General features: G+C 70.9%; 18 protein-coding genes and 1 pseudogene. 7 read left to right on the top strand and 12 right to left on the bottom strand.

The annotated features are described in order from the left end of the window. Nucleotides 1-1,013 (bottom strand): ergothioneine biosynthesis glutamate--cysteine ligase EgtA (gene egtA / locus F8566_RS48945; RefSeq protein WP_225994227.1); only part of this gene is annotated, 1,013 nt, incomplete at its 3' end. 251 nt (nt 1,014-1,264) lie between these two features. Here egtA and F8566_RS48950 point away from each other — a divergent pair. Continuing rightward, nucleotides 1,265-2,479, top strand: a complete 1,215-nt coding sequence (locus F8566_RS48950) for an RNA polymerase sigma factor (protein WP_151571263.1) — start codon at nt 1,265-1,267, stop codon at nt 2,477-2,479. Between the two features lie 13 nt (nt 2,480-2,492). Here F8566_RS48950 and F8566_RS48955 read toward each other — a convergent pair whose 3' ends face one another. After that, nucleotides 2,493-3,122, bottom strand: coding sequence for a rhomboid-like protein (locus F8566_RS48955; protein ID WP_318836486.1), 630 nt, complete (start codon nt 3,120-3,122; stop codon nt 2,493-2,495). A gap of 12 nt (nt 3,123-3,134) precedes the next feature. Beyond that, nucleotides 3,135-3,926, bottom strand: a complete 792-nt coding sequence (locus F8566_RS48960) for an AraC family transcriptional regulator (RefSeq protein ID WP_151571267.1) — start codon at nt 3,924-3,926, stop codon at nt 3,135-3,137. Between the two features lie 133 nt (nt 3,927-4,059). Here F8566_RS48960 and F8566_RS48965 point away from each other — a divergent pair, with 133 nt between their 5' ends. After that, on the top strand, nt 4,060-4,542 hold the full coding sequence (locus F8566_RS48965; RefSeq protein WP_225994228.1) for a class I SAM-dependent methyltransferase: 483 nt from the start codon (nt 4,060-4,062) through the stop codon (nt 4,540-4,542). On the opposite strand, the gene F8566_RS48970 is transcribed toward F8566_RS48965, so the two are convergent. Further along, nucleotides 4,543-4,803 (bottom strand): hypothetical protein, encoded by a 261-nt coding sequence (locus tag F8566_RS48970; protein WP_151571271.1) that lies wholly within the window; start codon nt 4,801-4,803, stop codon nt 4,543-4,545. It abuts the gene before it with no gap. Between the two features lie 152 nt (nt 4,804-4,955). Then, nucleotides 4,956-6,572: an MFS transporter gene (locus F8566_RS48975; RefSeq protein ID WP_151571273.1), complete on the bottom strand. Its 1,617-nt coding sequence runs from the start codon at nt 6,570-6,572 to the stop codon at nt 4,956-4,958. Between the two features lie 167 nt (nt 6,573-6,739). Here F8566_RS48975 and F8566_RS48980 point away from each other — a divergent pair, with 167 nt between their 5' ends. From F8566_RS48980 to F8566_RS52075, 3 genes and pseudogenes are all read left to right on the top strand, one after another. Next, nucleotides 6,740-7,420, top strand: coding sequence for a TetR family transcriptional regulator (locus F8566_RS48980; protein WP_151571275.1), 681 nt, complete (start codon nt 6,740-6,742; stop codon nt 7,418-7,420). A 158-nt stretch (nt 7,421-7,578) separates the two neighbouring features. Beyond that, nucleotides 7,579-8,241: pseudogene (locus F8566_RS52070) on the top strand (immunity 49 family protein); the annotation flags it as partial. Nucleotides 8,242-8,795: 554 nt separating this feature from the next. Next, complete coding sequence (locus tag F8566_RS52075; RefSeq protein WP_264159553.1) at nt 8,796-9,152, top strand: immunity 49 family protein; 357 nt, start codon at nt 8,796-8,798, stop codon at nt 9,150-9,152. On the opposite strand, the gene F8566_RS48995 is transcribed toward F8566_RS52075, so the two are convergent. Genes F8566_RS48995 through F8566_RS49015 form a run of 5 tightly spaced genes read right to left on the bottom strand, consistent with a single transcriptional unit; the run spans nt 9,145 to nt 15,586 of the window. Then, nucleotides 9,145-10,308 carry a lipid-transfer protein gene (locus F8566_RS48995; protein WP_151571281.1) on the bottom strand — a complete coding sequence of 388 codons (1,164 nt, stop codon included), beginning with the start codon at nt 10,306-10,308 and terminating at the stop codon, nt 9,145-9,147. The two genes, F8566_RS52075 and F8566_RS48995, sit on opposite strands and share 8 nt — an antisense overlap. Then, nucleotides 10,305-11,669 carry an OB-fold domain-containing protein gene (locus tag F8566_RS49000; protein ID WP_225994229.1) on the bottom strand — a complete coding sequence of 455 codons (1,365 nt, stop codon included), beginning with the start codon at nt 11,667-11,669 and terminating at the stop codon, nt 10,305-10,307. The genes F8566_RS48995 and F8566_RS49000 overlap by 4 nt, the downstream gene beginning before the upstream one ends. 5 nt (nt 11,670-11,674) lie before the next feature. Next, nucleotides 11,675-12,847: an acyl-CoA dehydrogenase family protein gene (locus tag F8566_RS49005; RefSeq protein WP_151571283.1), complete on the bottom strand. Its 1,173-nt coding sequence runs from the start codon at nt 12,845-12,847 to the stop codon at nt 11,675-11,677. After that, nucleotides 12,848-13,957 carry an acyl-CoA dehydrogenase family protein gene (locus tag F8566_RS49010; RefSeq protein WP_151571285.1) on the bottom strand — a complete coding sequence of 370 codons (1,110 nt, stop codon included), beginning with the start codon at nt 13,955-13,957 and terminating at the stop codon, nt 12,848-12,850. Beyond that, nucleotides 13,958-15,586: an AMP-binding protein gene (locus F8566_RS49015; RefSeq protein ID WP_151571287.1), complete on the bottom strand. Its 1,629-nt coding sequence runs from the start codon at nt 15,584-15,586 to the stop codon at nt 13,958-13,960. It abuts the gene before it with no gap. 176 nt (nt 15,587-15,762) lie between these two features. Between F8566_RS49015 and F8566_RS49020 the strand changes: the two genes are divergently transcribed. After that, nucleotides 15,763-16,389, top strand: coding sequence for a TetR family transcriptional regulator (locus F8566_RS49020; RefSeq protein WP_151571289.1), 627 nt, complete (start codon nt 15,763-15,765; stop codon nt 16,387-16,389). Here the strand turns inward: F8566_RS49020 and F8566_RS49025 are convergent. Together F8566_RS49025 and F8566_RS49030 are read right to left on the bottom strand one after the other, a co-directional pair. After that, nucleotides 16,386-17,435 carry a CU044_5270 family protein gene (locus F8566_RS49025; protein WP_151571291.1) on the bottom strand — a complete coding sequence of 350 codons (1,050 nt, stop codon included), beginning with the start codon at nt 17,433-17,435 and terminating at the stop codon, nt 16,386-16,388. The genes F8566_RS49020 and F8566_RS49025 overlap by 4 nt on opposite strands. Then, entirely contained in the window at nt 17,432-18,067 is a 636-nt protein-coding gene (locus tag F8566_RS49030) for an RNA polymerase sigma factor (RefSeq protein ID WP_151571293.1), read from the bottom strand. The genes F8566_RS49025 and F8566_RS49030 overlap by 4 nt, the downstream gene beginning before the upstream one ends. Nucleotides 18,068-18,221: 154 nt before the next feature. Between F8566_RS49030 and F8566_RS49035 the strand changes: the two genes are divergently transcribed. Then, entirely contained in the window at nt 18,222-19,652 is a 1,431-nt protein-coding gene (locus F8566_RS49035; RefSeq protein WP_192810287.1) for a S1 family peptidase, read from the top strand. Nucleotides 19,653-19,679: the final 27 nt, after the last annotated feature.

The following is a 19,679-nucleotide window of genomic DNA, read 5'->3' on the forward strand; positions in this document are numbered from 1 at the left end:
GCCAGCGGCGGGTCGGCGAGGCCGCACCGGGCCGCCTCGGCCCAGCGGCCGGCCACCGGCTCGGTCGCCGCCTCGGCCACCGCGGCGGCGGCCGGGTCGTCGAGCAGAGCGGTCGCGACCGCCACGGGCACCGGCCAGTACGGCTCGGGCAGGGCGTCGATCATGCGCAGCTCCAGCCAGCCGCGCGGCCGTACCGGCGGGAAGAGCGTGGACAGGTGGTACTCCAAGTCCTCCTGGCCTGGCTCGCCCTTGTCGAGCCACTCCCGGAAGGTCATCCCGGGGTCGGCGAGCCACGCCCCGTCCGGGGTGCGCATGATCATGACCCTGGCGTCCAGCGCGTACCGCGCCCAGGCCTCGGCCGGGTCGTCGCCGACCGGCACGGCGGTACGGCACGGGTCGAGGTCGGTCCAGATGGCCTGCCGGGTGGAGCGCATCCCGGTGCGGTGCCCGGCCCGCAGCGGCGAGTTGGCGAACGCGGCGACCAGCACCGGCCCGAGCGCGTGAGCGAGCCGCCACCGCTGCGCCGCGTCGGCGGGATCGGCGCCGATGTCCACGCACACCTGGACGGACGCGGTCGAGCACATCATCGCCATGCCGGCGTCGGCGAACTCCTGCGCGAAGTAGCCCTTCATGCACTCGTACCGCGGATGGTCGGCCTGGAAGAACGGCGTCCGCACCGGATCGACCCCGTGCCCGTTGAGCGCGAGCCCGGCGGCGGCGAGCGCCTCGGTCACATGCGCCAGGTCCGCGGACAGCCCCTCGTGGAGGGGCGCCAGACCGGGGAAGGGCGCCGAGCTGAGCTCCAGTTGCCCACCCGGCTCGTAGGTGATGTTGCTCCCGTTCGGCGGCGGCTCGGCCGCTTCCATGACCGTCCGTAGCCGGCCGACGGGGACGTGCGCGCCGGGCGCCGCGACGTCCTCGACGAACCATTCCGTCTCCGCGCCGACCGTGCCAGGAGGGCCGTTCTTGAAACAGACGCCGCGTATGTACTGGTGGACGTCATCCTCGGACAACCGGCTCCGGTGCACCCGAACCCCCTCGTTCGACAACAGTTTCGAGTTTCCCTGGTGAACCGGATCAGTAATCAAGTAATCCGGAGCAAATGACATGAACTCCCCGTGAACGTGATCAATCACCTTGCGTTCAGCACGAAGAGTGAGCGATCCTGACGGAACGCGACCGCGCTTCTCAGTTGCGTCCGGGTTCCACTACAGTCCCAATTTCCACCCAATTGCCCCAGACTTGGACACCCACGGAGGTCAGCATGCGCGGGGACCCGGGGAGCCTCTACGACGCGCACGCCGCCCGCCTCTACGCCTACTGCTGGTCCCTGGTCGGCGACGACGCGGCGGCGGCGGTCACCGACACCTTCGCGGCGACGGTCCAGCACCCGCCGCGCGGCGACAGCGTGCTCTGGCTGTACGCCCTCGCGCGGTCGGCCTGCGTCGAGCGCGGTGCCCTCGACCGGGGCTTCGTCCTGACCGCGTCCGGTGACGACCCGCTGCTCCGCGCGGCCGGCACGCTCCGCGCCGACCACCGCGAGGTGCTCCTTCTGGAGGCCGGCGAGTGGCTGGAGATTCCCGACATCGCCCGCGTGGTCGGCATCGCCCCCGACACGGCCCGGCAGCTGCTGAACGTCGCGCGCGCCCGGCTCGAACGGGCCGTGCTCGACCTTCTCATGCGCGGCACCGGATCGCAGAGCCTCGACCTCATCGCCGCCTTCGAGAAGGGCACGCTCCCGCAGCTGCTCGCCCACCGCGCACCCGACCAGCCGCCCGCCTGGCTCCGCGAGCACACTCTCGCCGCGTTCGAGGGGGAGCTGACCGGGCCCCTGCCCGGCATCGTCACCACCAACCCGGTCGTGGTGATCGGATCGGGGACCGAGGCGAAGGGCCGTCCGCGCCGCAAGGTCAAGAGCATCACCGCGGTCGCGGGCATCGCCGCGTCCGCCGCCGCGGCGGCCGGTCTGCTCGTGTCGTGGCCGGCGGCCAAGGGCGGCGGCGCCTCCTCCCTGCTGCCGAGCGGGGGCAGCGGAACCACCGAGTCGACGAGCGACCGCCCGGCCACGAGCCCGAACCAGACGTACACCGACAAACCCGCCCGGGACGGGGACACCGGTAAGGACGGCGGCACAGGCACGCCGGGCCAGGGCTCCGCGCCACTCCCCTCAACTGGCGGCGGCATCCCGACGACCCAGCCGGTCCCCACCAAGCCGGGCACCACCCCGCCGCCGGAGAAGGGCAAGCCCAGCCCGCCGGAAGAGTCGCCCTCACCTCCCGAGGAGACGCCGGCCGTGCCGCCGGAGGAGTCCCCGTCCGAGCCGCCGGCGACCCCGCCGGCCGAGGATCCGGGCACGACCGAGCCGACTCCGACCGAGCCGGCGCCGACCGAGCCCACGGAGAACCCGCCGGCGCCGCCATCGGACGACCCGAGCCCAAGCCCGTCCTCCAACCCGGCCCCGACCCCCGGCGAGGGCTGACACGGGCGCCTGCCTAGGCCTCGGCGAGCGCGGGACTTGGCTGGCGGCGGCGTTCGTGCCGGAAGAGCAGAGCGCCGACGAGGGCGCCGGCGACCATTGCGACGACATGGCCGACCGCGGCGACGTCGAGGGAGAGCAGGCCCGCGAAGAGGAACGGGGCGAGGGCGCACCAGCCGGCGAGCGCCAGCAGGCGCGGCCAGCGACCCGGGCCGTACAGGACGGCGGCGACAAGGGCCGCCGACAGCACGTACGAGGGCCCGACGTCGGGCATGGTGCGGATGGAGTCCGACAGCTGGCCCAGCTCCAAGCGGACGAACGCGATGCCCTGGCTGACCACGGTGCCGAGCACGTGGGCGACGGCGATGAGGAGCATGGTCCGCAGGTTGCCGAAGCGCCGCGCGACCGGGAAGAGCCCGATGGCGGTCACGACCATCAGCACGCCGTGCGCGTCCTCGGCCACGAAGGCCGAGGTCACCATCGTGCCGAGCGGGTTGACCCCGAGATTGGACAGGTTGGTGCTGGCCCAGCCGATCAGGTCGTCGCGGGCTCCCGGGGACAACATCGCTGCCTGCACGAGCCACACCAGGCCGAACACGCCCAGGAACACCAGCGGCACCGGATACCGCCGCAGAAACGTGCCCATCACCCCTGCAGCCTACGAGTCACTGAAGTACATGCGGGGCGATACCCCGAAGGCCCGCCGGAAAACGGCGACGAACGCACTCGGGGTCTCATATCCGACACGACGGGCGACCGTCGCCACCGGGACCCCTTCGGCCAGCAGTTCCAGGGACGCGCGCATGCGGGCCTGCGTCCGCCACCGCCCGAAGCTCAACCCGGTCTCCGCGTCGAACAGCCTCGCCAGGGTCCGGCTGCTCGCCCCGACCTCCCGGCCCCACGCGTCCAGGGTCCGGCCGTCCCTGGGGTCGGCCAGCAGCGCCTCGGCGACCCGGCGTGCCCGCCCGTCGGTGGGCATCGGCACCTCGATCGTCGTGATCTCAACCGGTTCGAGCAGGTCGTACACCACGGCCTCGGCGCGGGCCCGGGCATCGTTCGGCAGCTTCGACGTCGCCAGATGAACGATCAGCTCGCGCAGGAGCGGCGGCACGTTGATGACCGTCGGCTCGTTCCAGCCCACGGGACACGTCTCGGGCCAGAGATACGGGCTCCGCATCATGGCCGAGTCGTGCGCGGACGTCGTGTGCGGCACCCCGGCGGGGATCCACAGGGCCCGGACCGGCGGCAGCACCCATGTCCGGCCGGGCGTCTCGACGGTGACCACGCCCTCCGCCGCCCATGCGAGCTGATGCCACCGGTGCCGGTGCTCCCGGAACCTCCGCCGGGCCGGCATCGGAAAGCTGCCGACCGCCAAACCACCGAGCCCGAGCCCCGCGAACGAGGCGCCCAGCCCGGCAAGATCACCCAAGTGTCCGGATCGCGATATCATGTGTCCTGCCACCTCATATCCGACATCGCTCTCTTGAGCCTAGCGTCGGAATATGCCAATGAACCGGTTTCACCAGTGGTTTTGTCGGTCCACGGCCTGGGCCCGTTGCGTCGAGGGCAGCCTCCTCCCGTGGGTGCTGGACGGCACCGACCTCGGTGACAAGGTCCTGGAGGTGGGCCCGGGATACGGCGTCACGACCCGCATCCTCCAGCGCAAGGTCCCGGAGCTGACCGCGCTGGAGATCGATCCCGCCCTGGCCGAGCGCCTGCGCGCCCACACCACTGCCGACGTGGTGGAGGGCGACGGCACGGACATGCCCTTCCCATCGGAGACCTTCAGCGGAGCGGCCTGTTTCACGATGCTCCACCACGTTCAGTCCGAGGCCCTCCAGGACCGGCTGTTCGCCGAGGTGCACCGCGTCCTGCGTCCCGGCGGCGTCTTCGCGGGCAGCGACAGCCGCGTCAGCGCCGGATTCCGGCTCATCCACCTCTTCGACACGATGGTCGTCGTCGATCCGGACACCCTCGCCCCGCGCCTTGAGACGGCAGGCTTCACGGACGTCAAGGTCTCCACGACCGACCGGGCCCTCCGTTTCCGAGCCCGCAAACCGGCCTAGTCACCCGCGCGGCCGGCGACGCCGCCACCACCAAACGCCCAGGCAGACGGCTGCGATCGCCAGGTACACCGGCCCCTGTACGACCATGAAGGTCTCTCCATCGCCCCACAGCAGGTCCGCTGCGTAGAGCATGAGGGCGAAGGCGCCGAGGACACCGAAGAGGACCGCCCCGCGCAGGAGCAGAGCCCGTGCCATGAACCGGTCCAGCCGCGCCAGGGCACCGTGCCGGCGTCGTCGGGTCAACGTGCGAAAGGGGTTCATGCGGTCGGACCTCGCCGCTCGCCGGAAAACCACGCACGGTGGTGTTACCCAGAAAAGGGCCGGCCACCAGCCCATTGCGGGGCCGGTGGCGGTTGCGGTGTGCCGCTCGGGCGTGGGCGGCCGTGTGGGAGCGGCACACCGCAGGTCTGGTGTCAGAGGGCGGCGGCACCCTCGACCGGGGTCTGGCCGCGCTTGACCAGGAGCGCGGCGAGGATCGCGACCACGGCGACCGCGCCGGCGACGGTCATGGAGGTCTCCCAGCCGTCCATGAACGCCAGGTGGCTGGCGGAGGTGATGGCGTCGGCCGTGTCCGGGGACGTGCCCGGCGGTACGGGGGCGACTCCCTGCGAGACGAGTCCCGCGCCCTGGTCGGTGATCTGCCCCGCGGCCTGGCCGGGGACGCCCGCGTCGGTCAGGCGGCCGTACAGCACGTCGCCGACCTTGGTCGAGAGCAGGGTGCCGAGGACGGAGGTGCCGAGCACGCCGCCGATCTGGGCGGCGGTCTGCTGGAGGCCGCCCGCGACGCCCGCCAGCTGGGGCGGGGCGTTGCCGACGATCGCCTCGGTCCCGGCGACCAGGACGAAGCCGAACGCCAGGCCGATGAGCACGAACCACGGCCACAGCTGGACGTACGGCGCGTCCACGCCGATCCGGGAGAGGCCGAAGAGCGCCGTCGCGGTGAAGGCCATGCCGAGCACGAGCGGCACGCGCGGCCCGAAGCGGCTGGTGAGGGCGCCGGCGATCGGCGAGGCCACGATGAAGACGGCGGTCATCGGCAACATGCGCACGCCCGCGTCGACCGGGCTCATGCCGTGCACCTGCTGCAGGTAGAGCGTGATGAAGAAGATCGTGCCGAACATCCCGAAGAAGCCCAGGACGATCAGTCCGGTCGCGGCGGACAGGGAGGCCGACTTGAACAGGCCGAGCGGGAGCAGCGGGTGTTCGGCCCGCAGCTCGTTCACCACGAAGACCGCGCCGAGGACGATCGCGGCGGCGAACGACCACAGCGGGACGGCATCGCCGAAGCCGTTCTCGCCCGCCTTGATCAGGCCCCAGACGAGGGCGAAGAGCGCGCCGCTCAGCAGCACGACGCCCGGGATGTCGAACGAGCCGCGCGCCTCCTCGTCCTTGGACTCGCGGATCACCCAGAGCCCGACCGCGAGCGCGATCACGCCCAGCGGCGCGTTGAGGAAGAAGACCGACTCCCAGTTGACGTTCTCGACGAGGAGGCCGGCCACGATCGGGCCGCCGGCGATCGAGATGCCGACCGTGGCGCCCCAGATGCCGATGGCGGCGTTGAGCTTGTCGGCGGGGAAGGTGTTGCGCAGGATCGCAAGGCTGGCCGGCTGCAGGAGCGCCCCGGCGAAGCCCTGCACGACGCGCCAGAAGATGACCATCCCGAGGCTGCCCGAGGCTCCGATCAGCACGGACGCGATGGCGAAGCCGATCACACCGGCGATGAAGGTGCCCTTCCGGCCGAACCGGTCGGCGATCTTGCCCGCCGGGATCAGTGTGACGGCGATGGTGAGCATGTAGGCGTTGGTCACCCACTGCAGGCCGGACAGGTCGGCGCCGAGGTCCTTGGCGATCGCAGGGTTGGCGATCGACACGACGGTGGCGTCGAGGCCGACCATCATCACGCCGAGCGCGACGGCGATCAGGGTCAGCCAGGGATGGCCGTGCCCGGCCCGTGACGAGCGGCCGCGGGAGTCGTCCCTGGGCCTCTGTGGTTGTGCGTCGAGCACATCAGTGCCCGCGGATGGGGACATGGAGCTGCCTCCGTAGGACGGCTTGTTCGCTGGGGTGAGCCCCCAAACTGTCATAGAATGACAGTTGTCGTCAAACGCCTACTTTCATGAGAAGACATGATTCAGATCACGACAATATTCACGCTCCGCCAGTTGGCGGAGGATCATCGGGCCGTTACACTTCGCCCATGACCGCGACCGCCCCCGAGGCCCACCCCGCGGGTCCGGACTCCCCGCCCCAGGGCCGGCGCGAACGCAAGAAGCAGCGCACCCGCGAAGCCCTGATCGACGCCGCATTCGAACTCTTCGCCGAGAAGGGCTTCGACGCCACGACGGTGGAGGAGATCGCCGACGCCGTCGACGTCTCGTCCCGGACGTTCTTCCGCTACTTCACCTCGAAGGAAGAGGTCGCCCTGACCTTCCAGGAGGAGCAGCACGAGGCGGTGCTGGCGGCGCTCACCGCCCGGCCGCCGGACGAGCCGGTCGTGACCGCGCTCCGCCGCGCCGTCGTCGGCATCGTCCAGGCCGCCGAACGCGGCGAGAGCGGCTTCGACCCCGAGCGCCTGTCCACCATGATGGACCTCATCCAGACGAGCCCCGCGCTGCTCGCGGGCAGCCTGGAGCACACGCAGAAGAAGCAGGCCTCCCTGACGCGCGTCATCGCCGAGCGCATGGGCGTCGACCCCGCGGCCGACCTGCGCCCGCACGTGGTGGCGGCCACCGCCGCCTGCTCGTTCCGCGCGACCACCGACATGATCCACAACTACCGCAACTCCTGTGACGGCATCCCTCTGTCGGAGGCCCTCGACCGTGCCTTCGCCATCGTCGAGGACGGCCTCAACTTCCCCTCGGTTCCGCCCGCCGACTGATCACGAGGCTTGTACGCTCGTCCACCATGTGCGCGGATCGCCATGAGGTAGACGAATCAGCCATCGCCAAGGCGCTCGGCGCCGTTCCGGACCAGCTGTCAGAGGACACGTCGCGAGCCGAGAACGGCGGACCGTTCGGCATCGAGATGCTCAGCGACATGTTGCTCGACTACGTGGCGGCGCGTTCGGCCGAGATCGACCCGCGGTTCGAGAGCCGCGAGTCCTGGACGGCGCTGAAGAGCGCGGCCGAGCTCGCGGCCGACTACGTCGCGGCGCAGCACACGCCGGTGGGCGAGGTGGCACGGGCCTTCGTCGAATATCTCGGGGTCGGCTTCGGCTTTACCGTCACCGACGAGGAGCGCGTCTACACGAGCGACTGGATCCACGCCTTCCATCTGGCACTGATCTGCCGCGACGGAGCGAAGCTCGTCCGGCTCTACGACCTGCTGCAAGGCCTGCCCGACGGGCCGGAGACCGTCTACGCGCGGGCGCTGGCGATCCGCTGGGCCGATGTCGCCGGTCTTCTCAGCCAGGACGGGGACGAGCCGCACGGCCCCGACGGCTCCCCCGGTCCGGCCCGGACTCCCTATCCCGTGAAGCTCGACGGCGCCCGGTCACCCGGCGACGAGGTCACGCTGCTCCGGGCCCTCGTCCAGGGGGATGCCGCCGGTTTCCAGACGGCTCTGGCCGAGGCGATCGCCAGGCACCGGGAGAAGGCCGGTGCGGGCCGGGTCCGTGACCTGATCGCGTGGGGGCCGCTTGCTCTCGCCGCGCTCGCCCACGAGAGCGGCGTCCCCGTCGAGGTCGAGTCGGGATACCTGCCCGTCCGGCTGGTGACCGAGGCCGGGCCGAGGACGGCGGAGGCCGGCGAGCCGATCCCACGACCCGAGTACTCGCGGCAGGACAACGCCGAGTGGATCGAGCGTCTGGAGGGAAAGGCCGCCGAGGGCCTCACGAGGCTCTTCGGCCCCCGTATCGTCCTTGGCTATCGCTGCTCGGCCTTCCAACGGTTCGCCCAGGACCGGCTCCGGGCGTTCTCCGTCCGTTCGGTCCTCGATCCCGCGGCCGAGGACCCGCGCCAGTGGGCCGATCTGGTCGTGGCGAGCGAGGCCACCTGCGCCGCGTTCCGGCTCGCCGCCGCGCCCAGGGAGAGCGAGGTGGAGGTCACGGTCGCAGGCCGGACCGGATCCGTCCCGGCTCCCGGCCCGAACAGCGACAGCAGCCACTGGAGCTACGCCAAGGCGGTCGCTTTCGCACTCGCCGCCCGGCCGGCGGATGACCTGACGTTCCTCGGCGGCGTGGCCGACGAGGTCTTCGCCAAGAGCAGCGGCGCGGACCCGACGTCCCGGCCTACGCTCTCGCCCTGCGGGCCTTCCTGGCCGGAGGGGACGCCCGGCCCCATCTGGACGCGGCGCTGGCCAAGAAGAGCGGCGATGACCACTGGGAGTGCCTGCGCAACCCGCGCGTCGTCCTGCTCGACCGCCTGGCCGCAGACGATCAGGCGGGCTTCGACAAGGCGATGGCCGAAGCCCTGGACCTTTACCGGCAGTACTACTCGGTGGGCGACCGCGTCGACGACCCCGATGGGCTGATCTGGATCGACGCCCTGGGCCTGGCCTGCGCGGCGTTCGACCGGGGCTGGCAGGTCGGGGTCGAGACCGACTACCTGCCGCGCCGGATCGTCGAGGGCGCTTGGGTGGGGACCGAGCCCGACCTGCGGGTGTTCAGCTGACGCCGAGGACCAGGCCGCTGGTGGGCACGCCGGTCCCGGCGGTCACCAGGACGTTGCGCACGTCCCTGACCTGGTTGACCGCGGTGCCGCGGACCTGCCGTACACCCTCGGCGATGCCGTTCATGCCGTGGATGTACGCCTCACCCAGCTGACCCCCGTGCGGGTTGACCGGAAGCCGCCCGTCGATCTCAATGCCACCGTCCTTGATGAAGTCGCGTGCCTCGCCGTGTCCGCAGAAACCCAGCTCCTCCAGCTGGATAAGGACGAACGGGGTGAAATGGTCGTACAGGATCGCCGTCTGGACGTCCGCCGGGGTCAGTCCCGACTGCTCCCACAGCCGCCGGCCCACGTTGCCCATCGCGGGCAGCGCGGCCAGGTCGCCGCTGTAGTAGCTGAACATCATCATCTGGTCGGGCCCGGTGCCCTGCGCCGCCGCGTTGATGACGACGGGCGGGTTCGGGAGGTCGCGGGCCCGTTCCACGCTGGTCACGACGATGGCCACGCCGCCGTCGGACTCCTGGCAGCAGTCCAGCAGGTGGAGCGGGTCCACGATCCAGCGGGATTCCTGGTGCTCCGCCAGGGTGATCGGCCTCTGGTGGAACCAGGCTTTGGGGTTGGTCGCGGCGTGCCGCCGCATCGCGACCGCGACGCGGCCGAAGTCCTCGCTGGTCGCGCCGTACTCGTGCATGTAGCGGCGGGCCTGCATCGCCACCCAGGCCGCCGGGGTGGCGAAGCCGTACGGCAGGTGCCAGGAGAACTCCAACCCGGTGGAGTCCACCCGCGCCGAACGGTTGGCCTGGCCGAAACGGTGCCCCGATCGTTCGTTGAACGCGCGGTAGCAGACCACCACGTCCGCCTGACCGGTCGCGACGGCCATGGCCGCGTGCGCGACGGTGCCGCAGGCCGCGCCGCCGCCGTACTCCACCCGGGAGAAGAAGCGCAGCTCCGGGATGCCCAGTTCGCGCTGCACGGCGATCTCGGCGTTGGCGTCCGCCGCGAACGTCACCAGCCCGTCCACGTCCGACGGCTTGAGACCGGCGTCGCGGATCGCGTCCAGGCACGCCTCGGCGGCGAGCTGCAGCTCCGACCGGCCGGACTCCTTGGAGAACTCCGTCGCCCCGATCCCGGCGATCGCGGTCTTGCCTACGAGGCTCATCGAGCGCCTCCCTGGCGGCGAAGCCGCTCCTCCGGCGCCGCGGGGGGTGTGGGGGGTCGTCCCCCCACAGGCGGCTCGCTCTCCTTGATCCGTACGGTCGCCGTCACGTGGTCGCCGAGGCTCACCGCGCCGCGCACCTTCAGCGTCGTCGCGTCGACCCGTTCGGTGTGGACGCGGAGGGTGTCCCCGGCGTACGCGGGGACGCCGAGACGCACCGAGATGCTCTCCAGGACCGCGCCGGGCTCGGCTTGGAGTGCCGCGCGCTGGACCAGGCCGATGGACGTGAGGATGTTGAGGAAGATGTCCTTGGTGCCCTGGGCGCGGGCCAGCTCGGTGTCGTGATGGACGGGCGTGAAGTCGCGGGTGGCGAGAGCCGTGGCGATCACGAACGTCGGGGTCAGCGGGATCTCCAGGTCGGCGGGCGGCTCCTCCGCGGCGGCCTCCGGGGCCTCGACGGGAGCGTCGGCGGGGATCCACTGCGGGAGCGTCAGGTCGTCGTCCACGCGCTCGAAGACGACCTGGACCGGCATGCCGATCGACACGTCCTCGGGCGCGCAGCCGTTGACGTTGCCCACGACCCGCACACCCTCGTCGAGGTCGATCACCGCCACGACGTACGGCGGGGTCTTGCCGGGCACGGGCGGATGGTGGTGCACGACGTAGCTGTGCACCTCGCCGCGTCCGCTCGCGACCACGTGGTCACGCTTGACCGAGTGGCACTTCGGGCACATCGGCCCCGGTGGGTGGCGGAGCGCACCGCAGTCGGCGCAGCACTGGATGCGCAGCTCCCCTTCCTTGGCGCCGTCCCAGTAGAACGCGGTGTCCAGCCCGATCGCAGGCTTGATCGGCCCACCTTTGGACTTGGCTCCGCTCCGCTTGCGCGGCTGGAACTTGAGGACGCGGAAGAGCATCTCCGCGACCCGCTGGTCGTTCTCGTCGTACCAGGACTGGTACCAGGTGACGAAGTAGCCCTCGCCCATGGCGGTCTTCTTGGGGCCGACGAGTTCACCGAACCGCATCGTCGACCGGAGCTGCTCGCCGACCTTCACGTACCGGTCGTACGTCTGCTCGCAGTTGGTCGCGACGACACCGGTGTAGCCCGACTCGTTCAGCAGCCGGAGGATCTCGTCGGCGGCTGAGGCTCCCTTCTGCGCGACCAGGCCGGGCATGGACCAGACCTGGATCATCGCGGGCGGCGCGACCTCGGCCCAGTCGCCGGTGTCGCCCAGCGCCTGCGTCCAGTTGCGGATCATCGCGCCGTTCACCGGGTCGAGGCAGGGCGCCCCGGCCCGTTCGCCCACCTCCGCGAGCTCGGCGGCCAGGGCCTGGAGCCGGTCGTGCACGCCGGTCGCGTCATGCACGCCGGTCACCGCGGTGCCCGGGGCAGGCCGAGGCCGATCATGGCGATCAGCTCGCGCTGGATCTCGTTGACGCCGCCGCCGAACGTGAGCACGATCGCGCCCTTCACGCCGTGGTCCAGCCGGTCGATGAACGCCGCCGTCACCGGGTCGCCGGGGTCGCCGTACCGCGCGAGCGTGTCGCCGACGATCCGGCCGACCTCCTGCATGCGCTCCGAACCGTAGATCTTGGTGGCGGACGCGTCCGCGGCGCCCAGCCAGCCGAGGTCCATGTTCGCCGCGACCTGCCAGTTGAGGAACTCGTTCACGCGCAGGTAGGCGTACACCTGCGCCACCGCGCGGCGGACGGCGGGCTCGTTGATGAGCGGCCGGCCGTCACGGCCGGTCGCCGTGCGCGCCCAGCGCTCGAAGCGGTCGTAGGTGTGGCCGATGTTGCCCGCCGGGCCGAGCGTCACGCGTTCGTGGTTGAGCTGGTTGACGATGAGGTCCCAGCCCTTGTTCTCCTCGCCGATGAGCATGTCCACGGGCACGCGTATGTCCTGGTAGTACGTGGAGTTGGTGTGGTGCCGCCCGTCCATGGTCACGATCGGCGTCCAGGAGAAGCCCGGGTCCTTGCAGTCCACGATGAGCATCGAGATGCCCTTGTGCTTCTTGGCGTCCGGGTCGGTGCGCGCGGCGAGCCAGATGTAGTCGCTGTAGTGGGCGCCCGACGTGAAGATCTTTTGCCCGTTGACGACGTAGTGGTCGCCGTCCTTGACCGCGGTGGTCCGCAGCGACGCCAGGTCGGTGCCCGCGCCCGGCTCGCTGTAGCCGATCGCGAAGTGGCACTCGCCGGCGAGGATCTTGGGCAGGAAGAACGACTTCTGCTCGTCCGTGCCGTACTGCAGGATCGTCGGCGCCACCGAGTTGAGCGTGATGATCGGGTAGGGCACCTCGGCGCGGGCGATCTCGTTGGCGAAGATCTGCTGTTCCATCGGGCCGAAGCCGCGCCCGCCGTACTCGGTGGGCAGCGCGACGCCGAGCATGCCGTCGCGGCCGAGGCGCTTGCAGTGCTCCATGTAGTGCTCGCCGAACGGATCGTTCGCGATCTGGTCGCGCTGTTCGGCGCTCAGGCAGTTCCGGAAGTAGTCCCGCAGCTCGGCGCGGAGCTTCTTCTGCTCGTCGGTCAGATCGATGAACACTTACGCCTCCCGAGCGGCGACAAGAACGCCAAGCGTGTCGAGCTGGTCTTCGGCACCGCCGAGCAGATGCCCGTAATGCTTGGCCCAGGCGAAGTACCGGTGCAGCGGATAGGTCACGTCCAGCCCGATCCCGCCGTGCAGGTGCTGGCAGGTGTAGAGCGCCTTGACGACCGGGTCCGCCGCGTTGAACGAGGCGATCGCGAGCACCTCGTCGATATCGGCGGAATCTTCGGCCAGCCGGTACGCGCCTGCCCAGACCGCGACGTCCAGCGCGCGTTTGGCGATGTAGACGTCGCCGATCTGCATGGTCACGGCCTGGAACTGCGCCAGCGGCCGCTCGAACTGCTCGCGCGTCTTCACGTACTCCGTGGTCAGGTTGAGGGCGCCCTCGATCACGCCGGACGACAGCGCCACCGCCCCGGCGACCGCCGACCGCCGCAGCGTCTCCCAGGCCGCGCCGTCCGCGACCCCGCCGAGCAGCGCGTCCGCGCCGACCCGCACGCCGTCCAGCTCGACGCGTGCCAGCGGCTCGGTCGTCGCCGACGGATGCGCCGTGATCGACACGTCTCCCGGCTCGACCAGGAAGACCCCGATGCCTCCCCCCTCGACCTGCGCGGGGACCAGGATGCGGGAGGCCTCCGCCGCGTACGGCACGAAGGTCTTGACCCCGGTCAGGGCGAAGCCGTCGCCGTCGCGACGGGCGGTCGTCGCGACCACCCCGGCCGGGCCGACCTCGCGGTACGCGCCGGTAAGGACGGTCTCGCCCTCGTTCAGCGGGGCGAGGAGTGACTTCTGCTCGGAGGTCCCGTGCCGCGCGATGGGCACCGCGGCCAGCGCGAGCGAGGCGTACGCGGGAACGGGCGCCACGTGCGCGCCGATCTCCCGCAGGATCACAGTCAGCTCGATCGGCCCGAGCCCGGCGCCGCCCTGCTCTTCGGGCAGGCAGATGCCGAGCAGCCCGGCCTGGGCGAGCGCCTTCCAGATCCCCACCTCGTACGGGGCGCCGCTCTTCTCGAACGCCTCAAGGCGCTCCTGCGTCGCCTCACGCGCGAGGAGGTCCGCGGCGAGCCCCTTCAGCTCTTGCTGGGTCTCGTCGAGATTGAAGTCCACTCATTTGCCCCTTTCGAGGAGATGCAGGCGGCCGCGGCGTTCGAACTCGGTCCGGAGCACGGCCACGTCTTCGGGGGTCATCCGGCGATAGGCGAGGTCCCGTCCGGGGCGCCACCACACCGGGTCGTCGGTGCGCCAGCCTTCCTGGACGAGCCGGCGCTTGAGGATCTTGTTGGAGGCGGTCGCGGGCAGGTCCCGCGTGACCCGCACGTACCGGGGCGGCCATTTGGGGCTGAGATCCGCGCGGCCGCGCAGGTACGCGGCGAACGCCTCGGGATCGAAGTCGTCGGTCGCCAGGGCCAGCATCACCTGGTCGCCCGCCGCCGCGTCGGGCACCCCGTACACCGCCAGCTGCCGTACCCCGGGAAGCTCGGCCAGCGCTCGCTCGACCTGGGCGGCGCCGAAGTTCTCGCCGTCCACGCGCAGGCGGTCGGCGGTACGGCCGGCGAAGAACACGTAGCCGTTCTCGTCGGCGTAGGCGTGGTCGCCGCTCCAGAACATGCCCTCCCGCAACCGGTCGGGGGCCTCCTCGTTGTAGTACCCGTCGAAGAGCCCGAGACCGGCGGTGTTGACGAGCTCGCCGATGGCCTCGTCGCCGTTCACCAGCCGCCCGGCCTCATCGAACCGTCCCGGCGGGCACTCCCGGCCGGTCTCGGGGTCGAGCACCTTGATCCCCTCGGTCAGCTTCCCGAGCGCGCCGGGCGGGCCGAACGGGTCGGGCGAGAGCGAGATCGCGGTCTCGGTCGAGCCGTAGCCGTCGATGACGAAGCACCCGAAACGTTCACCGAACGCCTTCTGCTCCAGCGGCGCCGCCTCGTTCCCGAAGGCGAACTTCAGCGGGTTGTCGTTGTCGTCGTCCTTGGCAGGCGTCGCGAGCACGTACGAAAGGGCCTTGCCGACGTAATGGAGGTAGGTGCAGCCATATCGGCGCACGTCGGGGAGCATCCCCGAGGCGGAGAAACGCCCGCGCAGGACCAGCTCGGCACCCGCGGCGAGCGCCGGCGCGTACGCCGCCATGATGGCGCCAGAGTGGAACAGCGGCATCGGGCAGTAGACGACCGATTCGGCGTCCAGCATCCGCCCGGCGAGGTTCTCGCCCGGAACGACGACCTTGCGATGCGTGACGCGGACGGCCCGCGGCTGCCCGGAGGTGCCGGACGTGAAGATCAGCATCAGCAGCGTCTGCCCGGTGATCCCGTCGTCCGCCGGAATCCTGGCCCCTTCGTACGGGAGGAGCGACGCCGCGTACTCCTCGCTCTCGATCCCGAGGACAGGAGCACCGATGGCCGCCGCCAGCTCGGCGTGCCGGGGCTGGGTGACGATCAGGTCGCAGTCGGCGCGACGGGCGTCTCCGGCGAGCTCGGCGGCGCTGCGCGAATGGTTGAGCGCGACGAGCACCGAACCCGACAGGGCGGCCCCGCCGAGCAGGAACACCATCTCGGGGACGTTGTCGAGCAGCACTCCGACATGGACCGGACGATCCTCGGTGCGGCGGGCGTCCATCCAGGCCGCACGGACGGCGCACTCGCGCACCACCTCGCGCCAGGTCCACGTACGGCCGTCATCGGCGCCGCGCAGGCCCGGCCGGTCATCGCCGGCTCGCGCCCTCAGCATGGCTGCCACCGTCATGGCGCAAAAACTAGAACAGATTCTAGTCTGTGTCCAGGGGCGTGATCAGGAGGCGATTCGCCACGCATGTCACGGTTAACTGATCGACTGATGGACCACTTCCACACGGCGATTCAGATAACACGTTCTTGCCAGGGCTGTACGCTAGGGGCAGGAGCACGACGGAAGGCGAGACCGTGACCGCAGAGCCGGCTGCGACCAGCCAGGACGAGGCGGCCGACCAGGCCGCCCAGCAAGGCGTACGCTCGCGCAGCCAGCACCAGAGGCGCAAGCGCATCGTGCAGGCGGCAGCCGCCCTCGCCTCGCGCGGCGGCGTCGAGGCCATGCAGATGCGCACCGTGGCCGAACGGGCCGGAGTCGCGCTGGGTACTCTATACCGCTACTTCCCGTCCAAGATGGACCTGGTCGTCGCGGTCGTCAGCGAGGAGCTGGACCTCCTCGAAGGCAGCATCGACCGCCGCCCGCCGCGCACCAGCAACCCGCCGCAACGCGCGGTCGAGGTGCTGATGCGCGCCACCCGCGGCCTGATGCGCGAGCCGGAGCTGGCCGAGGCCCTCATCCGCTCCCTGCTGCTCTCGGACGTCAAGACCGACTTCGGCGACCGCATGTCCCGGCTGCTCCTGCGCGCCGCCGTCGGCCCCGAGCACGACCTCCCCGCCCACGACGCGCGCCGCGTCCTCATCCGCGCCCTGGCCAGCGTCTGGACCATGGAGATGATCGAGATGCTCCGCGGGCACGCGAGCGCCGACGAGATCCAGGCCAAGCTGGAAATCGCCGCCGCCCGCCTGCTCGAGGACTTCTAGGGCCGTTGCCCCGCCGCGTTCACCACGCCGACCGAGACGATCCGCATGTTGAGTCCGGAAGACCGGATGCCGCACCCTTCTTTCAGCACCTCTGCCGGGTCCTTGACGGCGGTCGACCGCTGCCCGGTGTACCGGTAGGTCCTGGCGTCGAAGAGCACCTCGTTCAACTGCCATCCGTCCTCGTGCCGCCCGAGCGCGATCATGCCGTCCGCATCGTCCACGACCACGCCTGGCACCTTCTTCATCGCCCGGTAGACGGCGGCCTCCAGCTTCGGGGGCAGCAGGTTGGTTCCCAGGATCTCGAGCAGCGAGGTGAAGGCGACCTCCTCCCGGTCGATGCGCGGAATGCATTCCTTGATGCCAGGTGGCGCCGTGGAAGGTTTGTCGCCCAACGGCCCAACGTGCCGGTAGGCCAGCGCGAGCAGCGCGTCAGGATCGGCCGGTAGCCGGGCCAGCCCGGCGTAGTCGGACGGCGGCCAGATCTCATGCGGTGCCCGCGTCTCGTCGACGAAGTGCAGCTTTCCTCCATCGAGGAACGCCGACCGCCTACCGTCGGCCCGCTGCCACTGCTCCTCGATCATCTGCGATTCGCCCGGTCCGTTCTCGCCCCCCAATGGCCAGCGCTGCTTCACCGGCACGTTCCGAAAGTGCGTGTAGATCCACTGGTCCGGTCGCGGCGGCGTCCACGCCCGCCGCTCGGCCGCTCCGGCCGCCCGGTCGAGCACGAAGGCGGCGCTCACCAGCATCGGTCGCGTCCCGGTCACCCCCGGGGGCCCGCCGTCGTCCCGTACTTGCACGGTGGCGACGCCGCCCGCGACCGCCGCCGCAACCAGCACGCCGGTCACCACCGCCCCGATCCGCGCGCGAGTCACCCGCCGCCTGCCGCCGACGTCGAACGCGGTGGCCGGAGCGGTGTCGGCCGGGACTTGCTGCATCGAGGTGGCCGCAGCGCGTTCGAGCAGGGCGGCGCGGGCGGCGGCGCGGACATCGGGGTTGGGCGGCGGGGTGTTGTCCCAGGAGTCGTGCAGGATCTGGAGGTCGTTCATCGGTCGAGGTCCTCTCCGGGGGACGTGGGGTCGGTCTCGCCCAGGGCGGCGCGGAGTTGTTTGCGGGCGCGGTGCATGCGGGATCGGGCAGTGCCGGCGGGGATGCCGAGGGCCTCGCTCGCCTCCTGGAGGGAGAGATCGGCCCAGGCGACCAGGAGGAGGACGTCCCGGTCGCGGTCGGCGATCTCGGCCAGCACGCCCGACAGGAGGGTGCGGGCGGATTCGGCGTCCAGCCGTACGGCGACGCGGTCGGCGTGGCCTTCGGTGACCTCCTCCACGCCGGTGCGGGCGAGGGCGCGGTAGAGGCGGACCTCGGCGCGGTGGTGGCGGGCGATGAGGTTGGACGCGATGCCGTACAGCCAGGGGCGGGCGTCGGGCCTCGCGAGGTCGTAGCGGGCGCGGGCGTCGAAGGCGATGAGGAACGTCTCGGCGGCGACGTCGTCGGCCAGGCTCGCACCGAGCCTGCGCGCCGCATAGCCGTGGATCGCGTCGTAGTAGCGGTCGAAGACGGCGGCGAAGCGCTCCGGATCATCCTGGGAGGCCCGGATGATGTCGGCGTCGGTCCGAGTGGTCACCGTGGCCAAGTCCGGCTCCGTGTGGTCATGATCTGCCTTCCGCAGGGTGATGGTCACCCCTCCTTCGCCGGTGCGGCGTCGAGCGTTCGAGGCCAACGGAAATCAACTGTGAAAAACCACTCGGTGACGATTCGTTGCCGTATTCCGGACGCCCGCATACATTCCCGCCGAAGGGCACCCCCTCCTTCCCTTAACCCCTCAGGAGAGTCACATGGCTCGCACACGCCTCCTGCTTGGGATCGCCGCCTCGGCCGGAATGGTCACGGCTCTGGCGGTCCCGGCGGTAGCGAGTACCAGCTCCCCCACCACGCCGAGCGCCGCGATCGCACCGTCACCGTCGTACGAACGCGCGACCCGGATCCAGAAGAACCTTCGCATGACCCTCGGCAAGAAGTTCGCCGGGGCGTGGGTCTCGGCCGACGGCCGGACCGTCACCGTCGCGTCCACCGACGCCGCCTCCGCCGCCGCGATCCGCAAGGCCGGTGCGACGCCGAAAACCGTCGCCCGGAGCGAGGCCGGTCTCGCCTCCGCGCAGTCGACGCTCAACCGCAAGGCCCGTTCCGCAGCTGGTTCCGTGAGCTCCTGGTACGTGGACGCCAAGACCAACAGCGTCGTCGTCGAGACCCGGTCCGTCGCGGCCGCCAAGAGGTTCGTCCGAGCCAGCGGGGTGGACGAGCAGGCCGTACGGATCGTCAAGTCGAACGCCAAGCCGCGCCCGCTGTACGACATCATCGGCGGCGAGCGCTACTTCACGACGCAGTACGGCTGCTCGGTCGCGTTCTCGGTGACCAACGGCTTCCTCACCGCCGGGCACTGCGGCCCGACGGGCGAGGCCACCCGCGGCTCCAACCAGGTCGCCCAGGGCACGTTCGGCGGCTCGTCATTCCCCGGCGATGACTACGCCTGGGTGAACACCAACAGCCAGTGGACCCCCACGGCCAAGGTCAACAGGTGGAACGGCACGTACGAGACCGTGCGCGGCGCCACCGCCGCCCCCGTCGGCACCCGCGTCTGCCGGTCCGGCGGCACGACCAACTCCCGCCTGTGGTGCGGCACCATCCAGCAGCTCAACGCCACCGTCAACTACGAGGAAGGCGCGGTGCACGGGCTGATCCGCACCAACATCTGCGCCGACCCCGGTGACTCGGGCGGCGCGCTCATCACCGAGACCGGCGGCCAGGCGCAGGGCATCACCTCCGGCGGCTCCGGCACGTGCAACGACGGCCAGGGCAGCGGCGACTCCACCTACTTCCAGCCCGTCGCCGAGCCACTGCAGATCCTCGCCGGTCAGGGACGCCAGCTCATCACCGACGGCGGCGGCAACCCTAGCCCGGGTTACTGCGACGGCTACAGCACCAAGGCCACCAGCTCCATCTCCAGTGGCGCCAACCAGTACCAGCCCAGCTACACGTCCTCGGCCTCCGGCACCCACGGCGGCTGCGTGGACGGACCGGACGGCGTCGACTTCGACCTCTACCTCCAGAAGCAGAACGCCTCCGGCACCTGGTCCACCGTGGCGAGCTCGACCAGCCCCGGCCCGGACGAGAAGGTCAGCTACAACGGCACGGCCGGCACCTACCGCTACCGCGTCCACGCGTACAGCGGCTCTGGCTCCTACACGGTCGGCTACACCAAGCCGTAACCGCGACGAGCCGCCGTACGAATCCGG

This window comes from Actinomadura rudentiformis (genome assembly GCF_008923185.1).
Classification (GTDB): Bacteria; Actinomycetota; Actinomycetes; order Streptosporangiales; family Streptosporangiaceae; genus Spirillospora; species Spirillospora rudentiformis.

Bases quoted from the DNA above. Each gene is read 5' to 3' on its own strand.
- F8566_RS48950 (WP_151571263.1), top strand. From the start codon at position 1,265: ATGCGCGGGGACCCGGGGAGCCTCTACGACGCGCACGCCGCCCGCCTC.
- F8566_RS48955 (WP_318836486.1), bottom strand. From the start codon at position 3,122: ATGGGCACGTTTCTGCGGCGGTATCCGGTGCCGCTGGTGTTCCTGGGC.
- F8566_RS48960 (WP_151571267.1), bottom strand. From the start codon at position 3,926: ATGATATCGCGATCCGGACACTTGGGTGATCTTGCCGGGCTGGGCGCC.
- F8566_RS48970 (WP_151571271.1), bottom strand. From the start codon at position 4,803: ATGAACCCCTTTCGCACGTTGACCCGACGACGCCGGCACGGTGCCCTG.
- F8566_RS48975 (WP_151571273.1), bottom strand. From the start codon at position 6,572: ATGTCCCCATCCGCGGGCACTGATGTGCTCGACGCACAACCACAGAGG.
- F8566_RS48980 (WP_151571275.1), top strand. From the start codon at position 6,740: ATGACCGCGACCGCCCCCGAGGCCCACCCCGCGGGTCCGGACTCCCCG.
- F8566_RS48995 (WP_151571281.1), bottom strand. From the start codon at position 10,308: ATGAGCCTCGTAGGCAAGACCGCGATCGCCGGGATCGGGGCGACGGAG.
- F8566_RS49015 (WP_151571287.1), bottom strand. From the start codon at position 15,586: ATGACGGTGGCAGCCATGCTGAGGGCGCGAGCCGGCGATGACCGGCCG.
- F8566_RS49025 (WP_151571291.1), bottom strand. From the start codon at position 17,435: ATGAACGACCTCCAGATCCTGCACGACTCCTGGGACAACACCCCGCCG.
- F8566_RS49035 (WP_192810287.1), top strand. From the start codon at position 18,222: ATGGCTCGCACACGCCTCCTGCTTGGGATCGCCGCCTCGGCCGGAATG.